The following is a 15,315-nucleotide window of genomic DNA, read 5'->3' as shown; positions in this document are numbered from 1 at the left end:
GGGTTTCGCGGAGCACTGCTCCGTGCCGCCGTAGCCGGCCCGCGATGCAGCGCGGGCCGTGGGAGGGGTTGGGGGAGAGGGAAACGGTCATGACTTTCATGATCGGGGGTGCCTGGAAAAGTGATGACCGTTAGCGGCATTTTTAACGCGCCCGCAATCTGCTCAAGTCAAATCGCCGCCAACCCTGGAGGTGAACAGGGCAGGCGTGCGAATCTACCCGCCGGGCCATCCCTTGTCAAGGCAGCGAGCAAGCCTATAGCAGGCTCATCTCGACCCGTTCGCCGTTGGGCGGCAACGGGTGCCTGCGGCTGTTGGTTGCAATGGGCCTCGGTACGGCTGGGCCCTTGCAGCGGGTGTGCCGGATGTAATCAGGCGGTTCTGCGGTTATCCGCACGCGGGCGCTTGGGTTGTCGCCTTTCGAAGAGACGCAGGCCGAGGAACATGATCGCTCCGACAACGCCCATGCCGAGAAAGAAACCCGTGTAGGCGAGCGGCATCGGCCAGTCGAGCGCCTGCGCCATGCTTGAAAACTCGGACATGCCGCCAGCGCCGGCCAGGACGTTGATCGGCATGAAGACGACGCTGAGCACGGTCAGTCGCTCGATTTTCTTGTTCTGGTTGATGTTGATCGCGCTGTCCGTGGCATCCATCAGGAAGTTGATCTTGTTGAACAGGAAAGCGGTGTGTCCGTCGAGGGATTCGATGTCGCGCAAAATCTCGCGTACATCGAGCTGTTGGGCGTCCGACAGCAACTTGCCACGCAACAGGAAGGACAAGGCCCGCCGGGTATCGAGTACGCTGCGGCGCGTACGTCCGTTGAGATCTTCCGCTTCGGCGACTGCCGCTAGGATGTGCGAGGCCTCAACGTCGGTCACGTGCGACCGCAGCACCTGCGTGCCGGCCTTCTCCAGCTCGCCGTAGACATCCTCCAGCGCGTTGGCCGAGTACTCGACGTCTGCGGCGTACAGGTCGATGAGCACGTCCTTGCCATCGGTGACGTAGCCCGGCCGGGTACGAGCGCGCGCGCGCTGCAGGCGGAACACCGGCAGTTCCTCGGTACGCACGGTAAACAGAATCTCGTTGTGGAGAATCAGCGCCACCGGAACGTTGCGCGATTCGTCCTTGGTGTCAAGCAGGAAGTCGGAGTGCAGGTGTACCTCACCGTCGTCCTCGACATAGAAGCGCGCGCTGGCTTCGAGGTCGGTCAGGGTAACCGGGTCCGGAACCTCGACGTCGAACATCTCGCCAATCCAGCCGCGGATTTTCTTGGTCGGGGCCACCAGATCCACCCAGATCGGGTGGACGTTCTTCAGATCCTCCGGGCCGCTGACCGAGATCTGATGCAGGCGGCCATCACGCAGCTCGAAGGCCGTGATCGTGGTTTTTTCATTGCGGTAATGGCTGTCATCGATCAACTCTTCGAGGACATCGTCGGAGAGAAGCGCCAGGATCGGGTCGGCGCCTTCCTTGACTTCGTCCCAGACCACCAGACGCTCATTGGGGTCCAGCGATTCAAGAATGTAGGCGATTTCCTTCGGCGGCATCCGCCGGAGCTTCTCGCGAAGTTCCTTGCGATACTGCTGCTGGATCTCCGGGTCGAGTTCCCCCTGATTCTGCCCATCCTGCTCGGGGACGAGCTCTTCGACCAGTTTCTGCAGGGAGAGCAGGGAGCGCACCTCGGTGAGATGTACATCGGCAATGCCCTTGATCGGGACTGCCCCAGAGACATTGCCTTTGCTTTCTTCGCCCATGTTCTCGACTCCCTGATGATCGGATGCAGAAAGGGGTGCGGATTGTAGCACTGCTGAACATACGGAGCGCCTGAATCAGTCCTTATTTTGGCCATTGAAACAATTTGTAATCTCTTTTTGCCAGCAGGCATGGGCAGCGAATGACCGTGCCCTGTCGAGCCCCCGTGATGCCCTTGTGGGGAGTTCGCATTCGTCCTACAATCGCGCCCTGCGTGCTGCGCCGCAGCAACGCCAGGGTTGCCGGAACGATCCTTGCCTGAGCGATTTGCCGGCCGATGACGGCATCACCGCGGGCCATATCCCATATCCCGCGATCGAGGTTTCGGGAGGAACGATGACGGCAAGCAACGCGCCGCACGGCGAAAAGTCCGGTCTGGCAGCCACCGCCCTGGCGGCCATGGGTGTCGTTTTTGGCGACATCGGCACCAGTCCGCTATACACCGTCAAGGAAGTCTTTGGCGGCCATCACCCGCTGGCGGTCACCGAAGCCAATGTGCTGGGCATCCTCTCGCTGGTATTCTGGGCCTTGACGGTCACCGTTTCGTTGAAGTATGTCCTGTTCATCACCCGTGCCGACAACAAGGGGGAGGGCGGCATCATGGCGCTGACGGCGCTCGCGCTGCGGACCGCGAATGCGTCGCCGCGGATTCTCTGGCTGATGTCGGCGCTGGGCATTTTCGGCGCCGCACTGTTCTACGGCGATGCCGTGATCACGCCGGCGATGTCGGTGCTCTCGGCGGTCGAGGGACTCGAAGTGGTGACGCCGCTGCTGACGCCTTACGTTCTGCCGACCACGATTGCCATCCTGATCGTGCTTTTCCTGTTTCAGCGGCATGGCACGGCGGCTGTCGGCGCGCTGTTTGGCCCGGTGATGATGTTCTGGTTCGCCACCCTGGGCACTCTCGGCCTGTGGAACGTGATTCAGTATCCTGCGGTGCTGGCTGCGATCAATCCCTGGTACGCACTGGTCTTTGTCATCGAGCATCAGGGGCTCGCCTTCCTGGCCCTAGGTTCGGTGGTGCTGGCGATTACCGGCGGCGAGGCGCTCTACGCCGACATGGGCCATTTCGGTCGCCGCGCCATCAAGTGGGCGTGGTTCTCTTTTGTTTTCCCGCTGCTGTATCTCAACTACCTCGGTCAGGGAGCGCTGATCCTCAACGATCCGAAAGCGATCGAGAATCCGTTTTTCAACATGGTTCCGACTGAAATCCTGCTGATCCCGTTGATCGTGCTGGCCACGGTGGCCACGGTGATCGCCTCGCAGGCGGTGATTTCGGGGGCCTTTTCACTGACCAGCCAGGCCATGCAGCTCGGCTATTGTCCGCGCATTCGGGTCAAGTTCACGTCGGAACGCGAAAAGGGCCAGATCTATGTGCCGAACATCAACTGGTTGCTGTTGATCACGGTGATCATCGTCGTGCTCGGGTTTCGGTCGTCGTCGAATCTGGCCTCGGCCTACGGCATCGCCGTCACGCTGACGATGATGATCGATACGATCCTTGCCTTTGCCGTCGTCCGCGCCCTGTGGCGGTGGAGCTGGCCGCGTGCGGCGCTGTTTCTGGTATTTTTTGTGGTCGTCGACTTCGCCTTCTTTTCGGCCAACGTGATCAAGGTCCTCGATGGCGGCTGGTTCCCGCTGACGCTGGGGGTCTCGGTATTCATGCTGCTTTCCACCTGGAAGCTCGGTCGAAAACTGCTTTATGAGAAACTCAGGCAGGATTCGATACCAATCGAGGCCTTCATCACCGGTCTTGCGACCGGAGGGCCCTTGCGCGTCGAGGGAACCGGTATCTTCATGACCGCCGATGCCGCGAGCGTACCGCGTGCCCTGCTCCATAATCTTTACCATAACAGGGTGTTGCACGAGCGCGTGGTGTTGCTCAATGTCACCACCGAAGATGTGCCGCATGTCCCCGATAACGAGCGCGTTCGCGTCGAAGCGCTGACGGCAGGATTTCATCGTGTCTATGTCCGCTACGGTTTCAAGGACGACCCTGACCTGCCGCATGCCCTGGAACTCTGCGCAGCGTACGGATTGAGCTTCGAGATGATGGAGACCTCGTTCTTTCTGGGTCGCGAGACGGTCGTCAGCATGCCGATTTCCAGACGTTCGCGCATGGCAAAATGGCGGCAGATCCTGTTTACCTGGATGTTTCGCAACGCCGATACGGCCACGGCCTTCTTCAAGATTCCACCCAACCGGGTCGTCGAACTGGGCGCACAGGTCGAGCTGTCTTGATTCCCGAGAGGATGATTCCCAACATTCCGGCCAACCCGCGGATGTCAGGCAGCCGAAGGGGTTGGCGGCAAGTGCAGGACCCGATGTGCTTCGCAAGACTGTTGGCCGCCGTTTTGACGCTCGGCGTGACTGCCAGCGTCATGCCGGCTGACAATTTGCCGCCGGCACCCGAGGAACTGGGTAGCATCCGGCGCAATGCGCAAGGTCGACTGGAGGTGGTCAGACCCCCCACCGCCAGTCAGCGGAGCGAATTGCCGGCAACCGATGGCCTGGCTGCCGGCAAACCGGTTGCCCAGGAACCGGTTTCCGACAAGAAAACTCCGGATACGGCGGCGAGCAACGGCCGGACCATTGTCGTCGGCCCTCACGAACAGGTGACGAGCATCAAGGAAGCGGCGCGCATCGCTCGCGACGGCGACACCATCGAGATCCGTTCAGGCGAGTACCGGCAACAAGCGGTGGTCTGGACGCAAAACCGGCTGACCATCAGAGGCACCGGCAAACGCCCGCTGTTGATTGCCGACGGTGACAGCGCGGAAGGCAAGGCTCTATGGGTGGTACGCAACGCCGAGATGTCGATCGAGAACATCGAGTTCCGAGGAGTGCGCGTTCCGAGTGGCAATGGTGCCGGGATACGCTTTGAGAGAGGGCATCTGAAGGTGGTCCGTTGCGCGTTTTTCGACAACGAGATGGGCATCCTGACCAGCAATTTCGGGGACATGGTCCTCGAGGTTGAAGACAGCGAGTTTGGCGAGGCGCCGAAGCATGCCGGTACGCTGCACCACCTCCTCTATGCCGGCGCGATCGCTCGCCTGAGCGTCAGCGGCAGCCGTTTTCAGCAAGGCTATCGTGGGCACCTGATCAAGTCGCGCGCGCGCGAAAGCTCGATCATGTACAACCTGATCGTCGACGGGGCCGACGGCAGCGCATCGTACGAACTCGAGTTCCCGAATGGCGGCGTGGCCTGGGTAATCGGCAACGTCATCGGGCAGAGTGCGACAACGGACAATCCGGAACTGATCTCCTACGGCGCCGAGGGTCAGCGCTGGCCAGACAACGCGCTGTATCTGGCGCACAACACGCTGATCGACGACAAGCCCGATGGCCGTTTCCTGCGCGTCTGGATCGATCGCCTGCCGCCGGAAACCGAGGTCTGGGCGATCAACAACCTGCTCGCCGGACGCAGCACGTTCACGCCGCAAGCGCCGGGTCGCTATGACGGCAACCGGGTCGTTGAACGATCGCTGCTGGTCGGCGCGCATGCGCTGGCGTGTGGTTTGCCGAGCAACTCGCCGCTGCGCGGAACAGCCAGGCCCCCCGGCTTCGTCCGCGGGCAGAGTCTGGCACCGAGCGCGGAATTCCACCTGCCTGCCGGAAAGCATCCGCTGCTGGTCGGCAAGCCGCTGTCGCCAGGCGCGCTGCAGTAGCCAGTGCGACCTCCCTAGCGGGCTGAATCCTGACTTTCGAGTGTGTAACCCGCTCCTGCATCCTGCCCGAGTCGCTCGACCAGACAGGGCATCACTGCCTGCAGGGTTGCTTCCAGGGTCCAGGGTGGATTGATCACGAACAGGCCGCTGCCGTGCATCCCGAAACCGTCGCTGGCTGGCGTTCTGACGCGCAGCGTGACCTGCAGCCAGCGGTTTGCCGGCAGATGCTTCAGGCGCGGCGGCAAATGGTGCGCTTCGAGCCGGGTCAGTTGGGGATACCACAGCAGATAGATGCCGCCAGGAAAGCGCGACAGGCACTCCCTGAGCGAATGCACCACCCGATCATAATCGCGCCGCTCTTCGTACGGCGGGTCGATGAGGACCAGCGCTCGCCGCGGCGGCGGCGGCAACAAAGCCTTGAGGGCCGCGAATCCGTCGCCTTCCTCAACGAGTACGCGTTTGCCGCAGGCCGCGAAATTGTCCCGTAGACGCACTACGTCGCGGCTGTGCAGCTCGAAAAATCGTAGGCGGTCCTGTGTCCGCATCGTCGCCATCGCCAGGGAAGGCGAGCCGGGATAAATCTTCAGGCGACCATCGGGATTGGCTGCGCGCACCAGGCCGAGATAATCCTGCAGGGCTGACGGCAGATCCGGCCGCCCCCATAACCGTCCAATGCCGTCCCGGTACTCGGCAAGCTTGGCCGCATGCCCGGAATCGAGCGCATAAGCCCCCGCCCCGGCGTGCGTGTCGACGTACCAGAAAGCGCTGTCCTTCCGGCCCAGGTAGCGCGTCAGTTGCACCAGCACCAAGTGTTTGAGGACATCGGCGTGGTTGCCGGCATGGAAGGCGTGACGATAGCTCAGCATCGGCCTGGATCTACTGGCCTCTGCAAGAAGGGCATGGGGCCCCCCCTCTCCCCAACCCCTGCCACGGCCCGCGCTGCATCGCGGGCCGGCTACGGCGGCGCGGAGCAGTGCTCCGCGAAACCCCGCCTTCGCCCCCCGCGAGGGGGGAGGGCATATCAGTACCTCCCAACACTTTCATCCACACCCCTATGCCGGAACCACGATCTTGCCGTCGGTACTGAACTGATAATCGCGGAAGATATGCTCCGCGCTCAGCAATTGGTAGCTGCCATCCGGCAAGCGCCTGGAGGTGTCCTTGAGACGGTACGCATAGTGGCCGCAGGTCCAGCAGTCGAAGTTACGCATTTGCGTACACAGACAGGTCTTGTCGCGGACCGCGATCTTCTTGACGCCAGGATTCGCTTCCACCTCCCGGTTGTACGCACTGATGTACGAACAATTGCCAGTGCTGTCGAGAAGATAGCCGTAGGCCTCACAATTGGGCCGAATTCCGTCGCCAATCGCCGGGCTGTTGCTCAACATGCGCATCGGGTAGCCAGTCGGGGAAATCTGGTTAACCTCGATCTGATCTTCGCTGGCTTCGAAATAACGCTGCTTGACATCCTCCGGCAAGCCGCATTCCTTCGACACGGTAAAGCGCGTCGCCACCTGGACGGCGGCTGCACCGCTTTCAAGAAACGACACGGCATCGCTGCCGGTAAAGATCCCACCTGCCGGAATCAGGGGAATATCGAGCTGCTCGGCCTGCAGATAGCGATGAATCTCGGCGAAGATCGTTGCCAGATCGTAATTTGCCCAGTCCATGCCGAAACCCAGGTGTCCTCCGGCCAGCGGTCCTTCGACCACCACGTAGTCGGGCAATCGCCTGCTGCGAGCGGTCTTGCGCAGGAACAACTGCAACGCGCGCAGCGAGGAAACGATGATCCCGAGCTTGGCATCGCGGAAACGCGGGTGATCCTCGATCAGCGCGAAGGAACCAAGGTGCAGGCCGGCCGCCAGCGTGATCCCGTCGATACCGGCGTCGAGCGCTGCGGCCATGCGCACGCGCAGCGTCTCGCGCGGGGCGTTCATGGTCAGCTTCTCCATGCAGTTGACGAAAATCAGCCCCTCGCCACGCTTGGCTTCCATGGTTCTGCCGACGTGCATCTGGGTGGCCTCGGCGAGCTGCCCGAGGTCGAAACGAACCATCGATTTGTCGGTATTGGCGACGTTGAATTTGTATTGCCGGAGCTTGTCCTTGACGAACTTGGCGTTGAACCGCCGATCGGCAACGGTATTGACCATGGCATCGGAAATATGTCCGACGCCGCCGAGCCGGGCGGCTTCGAGCGCCAGTTCGGCGGTCGAAATATCGACACCCATGCCGCCGATCACGATCGGTACCAGTTCCTTCTTGCCGAACTGCAGACGGAAATCATCAACGCTCTTCATGCCGGTCCTTCCCAACCGAAGCCGCGACGCCAGCGCCAGCGCCGGCAATCGCGAAAATATCCCAAGCCCGGCATTATCGCTCATCAACTGCCTGGATGGCCCGCTGCGTCAAACGAAATCACGCGTGTATCATCCCCCTGCCCGCCATGCCAACAGGAAGCAAGCCATGTCCGACTGCAACCACCCCGACCCAGCGCCCGCATCCGCATCCGCAAACGAGATCGGCATTCCGCGCCAGCACGCCTTCGACCCGGCCGCTTTCGAGCGCGCGGTCGGCGATCTGCTGGCCGCCTGCGGGATTGCGCCGGATGCCGCGCACATGGGGCGAACCCCGCAGCGCGTCTGCGAACTCTGGCAGCGCCGCCTGCTCGGGGGGTACGACCTCGACCCGGCGGCCGCGCTCGGCGATGGCTTTGCCGATCAGCGCAGCGATCTGGTGGTGGTGCGCGGCATCGCCGTGCATGGCGTCTGCCCGCACCACCTGGTGCCTTTCCGCGGCGTCGCGCACGTCGCCTATCTGCCCGGCGGTCGCCTGCACGGCTTCGGTCGCATCGCCCGCCTGGTCGACGCGATTGCTCATCGCTTCACCTATCAGGAATGGATGACCCGCGATATTGCCGACGCGCTGATGCAGCACGGCCAGGCACGCGGAGCGGCCTGCGTGGTCGAAGCCGAGCAGTTGTGCCTGCTGCTCGGCGAAGACCGGCGCGGTGACGAGCGGGTGATCACCCAGTCGTTCAGCGGCGAATTCGAGCACTCGCTGCAGTTGCGCAACGAATTCCTGCGCGCCATCGCCGGCGGCCGCCGCAACGACTGAAGCGGGCCAGCCACCCTGGGCTCGGTCGATGACAAGAGCGGGTTCATCGTCGTGGCGGCCCGAGCGACTCGCCGTGCTGCGGGTGCTGGTGACGCCAGCGGCGGATCAGCAGGCGCAGCCGTCCGAAGGTCCAGTGATCATTGAGCACGAAGTTGGCGATGCTGGCGATGATGATCGCCAGCACGTTTGCCAGCAGATAATGCAGGTAACTGGCGAAAGCGTGCGTCAGCATGAACTGCAGCGCGATGCCGAGCCAGCAGGCGATCGTGTATTGGCTGAACTGCAGGAGGATCGGGGTGTGCACATGCGGCCGCCGATCGAGCCAGGTCCAGGCGCGGTTGAGCAGGAAGTTGTTGATCGTGGCGAAGAAGATCGCGACTGCCAGCGACAGGTTGAGGCGCAGCGACGGCGGCGAAATGGCCACCAACAAGGTCTCCTGCGCGAGGTAGAGGACGGCCACGTTGACCAGCGTTCCGGACGCGCCGACGATCCCGAACTTGATGAAGCGGTGACGTAACAGACGGCCCAGCAGCGGCAGTTGCCGGAGCTTCTCGAAGCGCGTCATGCCGCATCCCTGTCGGCCTGCGGATGGGCACGGGTGACGACGATGCGCGCCTCGGCGAGCACCTGCGCCGGCGCAATCCGCTGCAGGCACTGGTTGTCGCCGTCGCAGGGCGAGTTGCGGTGGTTGTACGCAGTCAGGCAGGGCGAGCAGGGAAGTGCGAGATGCAGGCAGCGCGCGTGCTCGCCGAGCGGGCCGTAGAGCAGCGGCGTCTCGGGGCCGAACAAGGCCACCGTCGGCACCGCGGTCAGCGCAGAAAACTGCGCCGGTCCGCCGTCGTTGGTGATCAGCAGCGCGGCGATCGCGAGCAGCGCGACGAGTTCGCGGACCGATTTCGTGTACCCCGTGAGGTCGATGCAGTCAGGATGCGCGACCGCTTCGGCAAGAGCCCGACCGAGCGCCTTGTCGGCGGGCAGGCCGATGATCGCCACGGCGTAGCCCTCGGCGAGCAGACCGCTGGCCACCTGCCGCCAGTTCGCCACTGGCCAGGCGCGAATCGGCAGGATGCCGCCGCTTGGATAGAGCAGCGCCAGCCGCCTTCCCGCGATGCGCGGAAAGTCTTCGCCAAAACGGGTGCCGAAGGCCCTGACCTCGCCTGTCCGGAATACTGGCAACGGCGCCGGCAACGGACCCTCGTCGAGGCTCTCCTTGTCGAGCGGATGGGTCTGCGACTCGATCGCCCGCGCCAGTGTCAGGAACTGCAGCGACAGGTGGCGATACGGGTTGTAGAGCACTGGCCGGTTGATGAACGAACCGCGGTACAGCCCTTCCTGCGTGTGACGGTGAAAACCGGCCCGCAGCGGTGCCCCGGACAGCCACGAGAGCAGGCTGCTGATGCGTGCGAAGAGTTCGCAGTCGAGCACCGCATCCGGTTGCAACTGGCGCAAGCGGCGGATCGCGGCGAGCAGTGTGCGCAGCAGCCCGCCCAGCGAGCGGTCGTCGATGGCGATGACGTTCTCCGGCGGGACGCTGGCCATCAGATCGAGAACCTCGCGATTCTTGCCGAACAGCAGGACATGCAGCGAAGCTTCCGGGTAACGTGTGCGCAGCAGCGCGAACATCGGTTGTGCGAGGACCAGGCTGCCCATCTCCGAAAGCAGGATCACGACGATGCGCCGCGGTGGTGACACGGGGGACTGCGTCGCAGCACGCCACGCGCGCAGCCGTTCGAGCAGCGACGCGAACGCGCACAGCGGCACGCCGAGATAGCGATCGATGGCCCGCTGAAGCTTGATGTTCATCATGGCAGCGGCGCCGGGCGATAGCCATAGACCACCCGCACATGGTAAGTGGCGACCGCGACGCCGCCTTTCCTGGCGGTGAGCGCTTGCACCGGGCCAAGGCGCGTGGCCGTGGCGAGCAGACGCGGATCTTCGAGATTGCCGCGCCAGCCCGAGACCGCAATCAGATCGCGCCCGGCAAATGCCGAACGCGGAAACCAGAATTCGTACATCACGGCATTTTCGTTGAAGAAGAGGTGCCGGCTGGCGGTGTCGCGGGCACCGTCGCCACGCGGATCGTAAAAGGCCATTTCGTCGGCGGTGTTGTGCCTGTCGAGGCCGACGACGGCGGGACGGCGGCCGGTTTCAAGGAGTACCGCTTCCTCGATCCCCTGCACCTGTCTGCGCAGGTCGCGCCAACCCATTTCCAGATAGTCGTGGTGGGCGCGCAGGCCGGCCAGCCCCCAGACCGGGTAGTAGAACAGGCCGTAGGCGTAGATCAGCATCAGCGCCTGCAGCAGTGGCACCCAGCCGCGGGCGAGCAGGCGATCGAGCCTGCCTTCGCCGAGTCCCGGCCGGGCCATCGTCGCCGCGAGCACCGGCAGGATCGCCAGCCAGATCGGCCCGGTCCAGTGAAACTTGGTCTCCGCGCGCAGGCTCGATACCGCGAAGACGAGCAGCGGCAGCAGCGTGAAGACCTGCATGAACAGGCGTCGCCGTCCGGCCAGCAAGGTCCGCTCGTCGTTGGCCGGTGCCGCCTGGAAAGTGGTACTCATGTCGCCGCGCGGCCGCCACAGCCGCCACAGGGCAAGCACACCAAGCGGTGTCAGCAGCAGGAGCGCAGCAGCCAGGAACTCCGGCAGACTGAACTGTGGTGCCCGCGCCGCCAGCCGTCGTGAACCTTGAAAGGCGAACGACGCCCAGTCGTGCTGGAGGTTCCAGACGATGACCGGCGAGAACACCAGCAGCGCCACGAGTACGCCCCCCCAGGCCCACGCCGAGAGCAGACTGCGGCGCGAACGCGCATCGACGAGCATGAACACGAAAGCAGCTGCCGGCACCAGCACCATCGAGTACTTGGCAAGCATGCCGATGCCGATCGCCAGCCCGGCGGCGAGCCAGGCCACCTTGCTTTCGCCGAGCAGTGCGCGTTGCAGAAAGAACAGCGCAGCCGCCCAGGCGGCGGCGAGGGGCGCATCGGGCGTGATCATTACTCCGATCCCGAAGCAGAACGGCAGTGTTGCAGCCAGCAGGGCACAACGCAGGGCGTTGCCGCGCCCGCCCATGTCCTGCGCGTATGCAACGGCGAAAGCAAGCATCACCGCCCAGCAGAGCACTGCCGGCAGGCGCACGAAGAACTCGCCCTCACCGAGGGCAAGGGTGGCGGCGATCAGCCAGGCGACCAGCGGCGGATGGTCGAGGTAGCCGATGTCGAGATGCTGCGCATAGTTCCAGTAGTACGCTTCCTGCGGTGCCAGCTCGATCTGCCCGAGGTAGACCAGACGCAGCACCAGCAGGTAGATCACCGCCAGCGGGACGGCAACGGCGAAATTCTGGCGGCGCGTCCCCGCAGCGATCACCGTGCCGCCGAGCAGCAGGGTCAGCGCACCCGCCAGCGCCGCCGGCACGATTGCGACGAGAGGCGAGCCCTGCGCCGCCAACAGCGAGAGCACGCCGGCGCGCAGCGGATAGGCGAGTGCGGCGGCGAAGCACAGCGCCGTCCAGCGATGCTCGTAGGCAAGACCCTGCAGCACGCCGAGTGCGGCCAACAGCGCGGCGGCAAAGGCCAGCGCCTGCGCAAGTTCGAGCGATACGCCGGCACGATCCAGGATCACGGAAATCAGGACATCGGCAAGCGCGGCGGCAATGGCGGCCAGGCACCCGCGCCGAACGGACGCGCGATCGATGTCTGCGAGAGCAGCAAGCAAGCTCATGCCGGTCGTCGCGGCATGTGCTTCTGCGGATGAACCCGGCGAGAGGCGATTTCGATGGTTTCCAGTTGACGCTCTCTCTCGGCGGAGCAATGAGTCAGCAGCCGTGCTCCGTACAGCCAGTGGCCATAGCGCAGCACAATGGTCACAAGGTCGCGGACTAGGCGGCGTTGCCAAGCCCGGCAACGCAAGGGCGCGAATGTACCCAAAACTCCGGCATAAGACAACCTCCCGATGCGTTGCGGACAGGGCAATCTTCGATAAAGCGCTCGATGAAAGCAGTGACCGCAGCTCGTCCGACAAAGACGCCGAAGTCCCCTTCACAGAGGATGTCGGCCTCCAGCGCCAGGAGCTTGCGCAGCGATGGATGACGCAGCAATCCAGCCCGCCGCGTGCCTTCATCTCGAGTACCTCGATCGACCTGCCGGAGTATCGCCAGGAAGTCGTCGATACCTGCCCGACGATGGGCTACATGCCGCTCGGCATGCGGTACTGGCCGGCGCAAGACGCGACCGCCGAAGAGGTCTGCCTGCGCAAAGCCGATGGCACCAACGTTTTCATCGGCATCTGGCGGTCGGCGATCTTGCCGGCGAACTGGCGAAGGGCCCGGCCGGTGGCGGCAAGATCGGCCTGAGCCACCTCTACACCTATAAAGAAACCTCCGCCGAAACTGCGAAGCGTTTTGCCGACGTGCTCATCGCGGCGACGCAAGGCGGGGCGACGACGGTCGTGCTGACCTTGCGCGCCGACTTCACCGATCGTGCGCTGGACGAGCACCGCCCGCTTTGCGATCGGCTGCAGGAGGCCAGCGTACTGGTCGGTGCATGGCGTTCGCTATGCTACGCACGCTGCGATCAAGGCCGCTGCCTTTGAATACATCGAGGTCTTCTACAACAGAGAATGGCAGTATTCGACCCTCGGTTACAGATTGCCTGTTCAGTTCCTGGAGAACTGGATCAGAAAGCAACATCAAGCAAAACGGGTCGCATGCACCCCACCCTTTGGCAGACGAAAAACCGAGGGAACCTCAGATCTCTGTTGCCCCTGATTCGCTGCTCCCCTGACGCCGCGTAGCGGTGTCGCGGGGCGCGCAGCGAGCGTAGGGCGGAAGCCCTGCCGGAGCGTTCCGCCGGCCCGCCCCCCCGGCCACTCAAGCACCGGACAACGCCAACACCAACGGCGTCGTCAGTGCCGCCAGCGCGGTGGACAGCACCAGGCTGCTGGCCACCGGCGCTTCCAGGGTGTTGAACTGGCGCGACATCAGATAGACGTTGACACCGACCGCCAGCGACGCCAACAGTACGACGACCCGCGTTTCCATCGGCGGCAGGCCGATCAGGCGCGCCAGCAGCCAGACGACCAGCGGCTGAACGATCAGCTTGATCAGAGTCATGGCGACGCTGATCCGCCAACCGTCACGCACCCCGTATTCGGCAAGTCCCATGCCGAGGGCGACCAGTGCCATCGGCGCCGCCGCATGGCCGATCATCGCCAGCGGCTGGGCGACGAGAGCGAGTAGCGGCACGCCGCTCACTCCGAAGAGCGTGCCCGCGAGAATCGCGGCAACGATCGGATTGGTCAGCACGCCGCGGGCCGTCTGGGCGAAACCCTGCAGCGAGAAGCTGCCATGCTGCGCCCACTCGATCGACACCGTCAGCAGCGTCCACAGGATCAGCGCGTTGAAGACCAGTACCAGCGCCACCGACGGAACCGCCGCATCGCCGAGGGCAATCTTCGCCAGCGGCAGGCCGAGCAGCACGTTGTTCGAGAACACCCCGCCCAAGGCAAAGACCGATTGCCCGACGCCATCCAGCGCAAAGAGCTTCCAGGCGAGCAGACGGCCAAGCACGAAGACGATCAGGCAGCCGCCGAAGAAGGCGATCAGCAGCCGCGCATCGACCGGCGGCAACTGCGAAAGGTCGCTCATCAGGTGAAACAGCATCGCCGGCAGGGCGACCGAAAAAACGAAGCGCGACAGGTGGTCGGACATCGCCTGCGGCCAGGCAAAACCGCGCATCAGCACATAGCCGACGAGCACCAGGACGAAGAGCGGTGCAGCCAGTTCAAGGTGATGGACAAACGTCTGCATGCCACCGCCCGCAGCGCCGGTCAGTCGAGGAAGCGTGGTGGACGCTGCTCGCGCATTGCGGCCAGCGTTTCGTCGAGGTCGGCGGACATCAGCATCGCCGCGTTCCAGGTGGCAATGTAGTTCAGCCCATCGGCCACCGCATGGTCACGGCCGTAGTTGAGCATCTCCTTGGTGCCGCGGATGGCCAGCGGCGATTTCGCGGCGATGCGGCGCGCGATCGTGCGCACCCCTTCGAGCAGCGCTTCGGAGGTCGCGTAGACCTGATTGACGAGCCCGATCGCCTTCGCCTCGGCGCCATCGACGCTGCGACCGGTGTAGGCCAGCTCGCGCGCGACGCCATCCGGGATGAGCCGCGGCAGACGCTGCAGGGTACCGACATCGGCGGTCATCCCGACATCGATCTCGCGCACCGAAAACTGCACCTCGGCCGCCGCGTAACGCATGTCGCAGCAGGTCACCAGATCGATCGCCCCCCCGATGCAGGCACCCTGAATCGCTGCCAGGACCGGCTTGCGGCAACGCTCGACCGTCGACAGGCAATCCTGGAGATCGAGGATCAGCCGGCGCAGCGCCTCGCGGCTGCGCGCCGGGTCGCGATGCGCGACCGCCTGGCCGACCCCCGCCAGCATCGCCAGATCGATCCCGGCACAGAAATTGCGCCCGGCGCCGCTCAGGATCGCGACACGCACCTCGGCTGTCGCGTCCGCCCAGTTGAAGGCCGTGCGCAGTTCCTGCCACATCGCCTCGTTCATCGCGTTCGAACGTTCGGGACGATTCAGCCGGATCTCGGCGATCCCGTCCGTGAGTTCGATGGTAATCGTCGTCAAGAGGGGAATGGCGATACGCACGTGCTTCTCCTGTAGAAATTGGTCAGCGACGCCGACGGAATGCGCAGTGTAATGGAATTGCCGGGTGCTGCGCCGGATGGCCCGTGGCGCGGCCGGCCGGTCGCTGCTCTCGAGTTCCGCCGCCGGCCCAGTCC

The 15,315-nt window shown here is 64.0% G+C and carries 13 protein-coding genes; 5 read left to right on the top strand and 8 right to left on the bottom strand.

Features of this window, described 5'->3' with window-relative positions:
• Positions 1-368: 368 nt before the first annotated feature.
• The gene (locus V5B39_RS02985) at positions 369-1,751 is read right to left on the bottom strand and encodes a CorA family divalent cation transporter (RefSeq protein ID WP_332341337.1); all 1,383 of its coding nucleotides are present in this window, start codon (positions 1,749-1,751) and stop codon (positions 369-371) included.
• Between the two features lie 334 nt (positions 1,752-2,085).
• Here V5B39_RS02985 and V5B39_RS02980 point away from each other — a divergent pair, with 334 nt between their 5' ends.
• Together V5B39_RS02980 and V5B39_RS02975 are read left to right on the top strand one after the other, a co-directional pair.
• A complete protein-coding gene (locus V5B39_RS02980) occupies positions 2,086-3,990 on the top strand; it encodes a potassium transporter Kup (RefSeq protein ID WP_332341336.1) in 1,905 nt (634 codons plus the stop codon).
• A gap of 83 nt (positions 3,991-4,073) precedes the next feature.
• The gene (locus V5B39_RS02975; RefSeq protein ID WP_332341335.1) at positions 4,074-5,417 is read left to right on the top strand and encodes a hypothetical protein; all 1,344 of its coding nucleotides are present in this window, start codon (positions 4,074-4,076) and stop codon (positions 5,415-5,417) included.
• 14 nt (positions 5,418-5,431) lie between these two features.
• Here the strand turns inward: V5B39_RS02975 and V5B39_RS02970 are convergent, their stop codons facing one another.
• Complete coding sequence (locus tag V5B39_RS02970; protein ID WP_332341334.1) at positions 5,432-6,283, bottom strand: 23S rRNA (adenine(2030)-N(6))-methyltransferase RlmJ; 852 nt, start codon at positions 6,281-6,283, stop codon at positions 5,432-5,434.
• Positions 6,284-6,469: 186 nt separating this feature from the next.
• Positions 6,470-7,714 carry a nitronate monooxygenase gene (locus V5B39_RS02965; protein ID WP_332341333.1) on the bottom strand — a complete coding sequence of 415 codons (1,245 nt, stop codon included), beginning with the start codon at positions 7,712-7,714 and terminating at the stop codon, positions 6,470-6,472.
• 166 nt (positions 7,715-7,880) lie between these two features.
• On the opposite strand from V5B39_RS02965, the gene folE reads away from it, so the two are divergent.
• Entirely contained in the window at positions 7,881-8,531 is a 651-nt protein-coding gene (gene folE / locus V5B39_RS02960; RefSeq protein WP_332341331.1) for a GTP cyclohydrolase I FolE, read from the top strand.
• Positions 8,532-8,574: 43 nt separating this feature from the next.
• On the opposite strand, the gene V5B39_RS02955 is transcribed toward folE, so the two are convergent.
• Genes V5B39_RS02955 through V5B39_RS02945 form a run of 3 tightly spaced genes read right to left on the bottom strand, consistent with a single transcriptional unit; the run spans position 8,575 to position 12,247 of the window.
• Complete coding sequence (locus V5B39_RS02955) at positions 8,575-9,096, bottom strand: GtrA family protein (RefSeq protein WP_332341330.1); 522 nt, start codon at positions 9,094-9,096, stop codon at positions 8,575-8,577.
• On the bottom strand, positions 9,093-10,337 hold the full coding sequence (locus V5B39_RS02950; protein WP_332341328.1) for a glycosyltransferase family 9 protein: 1,245 nt from the start codon (positions 10,335-10,337) through the stop codon (positions 9,093-9,095). The genes V5B39_RS02955 and V5B39_RS02950 overlap by 4 nt, the downstream gene beginning before the upstream one ends.
• Positions 10,334-12,247, bottom strand: a complete 1,914-nt coding sequence (locus V5B39_RS02945) for a glycosyltransferase family 39 protein (RefSeq protein ID WP_332341326.1) — start codon at positions 12,245-12,247, stop codon at positions 10,334-10,336. The genes V5B39_RS02950 and V5B39_RS02945 overlap by 4 nt, the downstream gene beginning before the upstream one ends.
• A 364-nt stretch (positions 12,248-12,611) precedes the next feature.
• On the opposite strand from V5B39_RS02945, the gene V5B39_RS02940 reads away from it, so the two are divergent.
• Together V5B39_RS02940 and V5B39_RS02935 are read left to right on the top strand one after the other, a co-directional pair.
• On the top strand, positions 12,612-12,878 hold the full coding sequence (locus tag V5B39_RS02940) for a DUF4062 domain-containing protein (protein WP_332341406.1): 267 nt from the start codon (positions 12,612-12,614) through the stop codon (positions 12,876-12,878).
• A complete protein-coding gene (locus V5B39_RS02935; RefSeq protein WP_332341405.1) occupies positions 12,770-13,117 on the top strand; it encodes a hypothetical protein in 348 nt (115 codons plus the stop codon). The genes V5B39_RS02940 and V5B39_RS02935 overlap by 109 nt, the downstream gene beginning before the upstream one ends.
• Positions 13,118-13,394: 277 nt before the next feature.
• Here V5B39_RS02935 and V5B39_RS02930 read toward each other — a convergent pair whose 3' ends face one another.
• Positions 13,395-14,333 carry an AEC family transporter gene (locus V5B39_RS02930; protein ID WP_332341324.1) on the bottom strand — a complete coding sequence of 313 codons (939 nt, stop codon included), beginning with the start codon at positions 14,331-14,333 and terminating at the stop codon, positions 13,395-13,397.
• Positions 14,334-14,353: 20 nt separating this feature from the next.
• Positions 14,354-15,169 (bottom strand): crotonase/enoyl-CoA hydratase family protein, encoded by an 816-nt coding sequence (locus V5B39_RS02925; RefSeq protein ID WP_332341404.1) that lies wholly within the window; start codon positions 15,167-15,169, stop codon positions 14,354-14,356.
• Positions 15,170-15,315 lie beyond the last annotated feature (146 nt).

The organism is Accumulibacter sp., from assembly GCF_036625275.1.
In the GTDB taxonomy this organism is placed as follows: domain Bacteria; phylum Pseudomonadota; class Gammaproteobacteria; order Burkholderiales; family Rhodocyclaceae; genus Accumulibacter.
The sequence above is the reverse complement of the archived record's forward strand: the minus strand, read 5'-3'. Positions and strand labels throughout refer to the sequence as shown.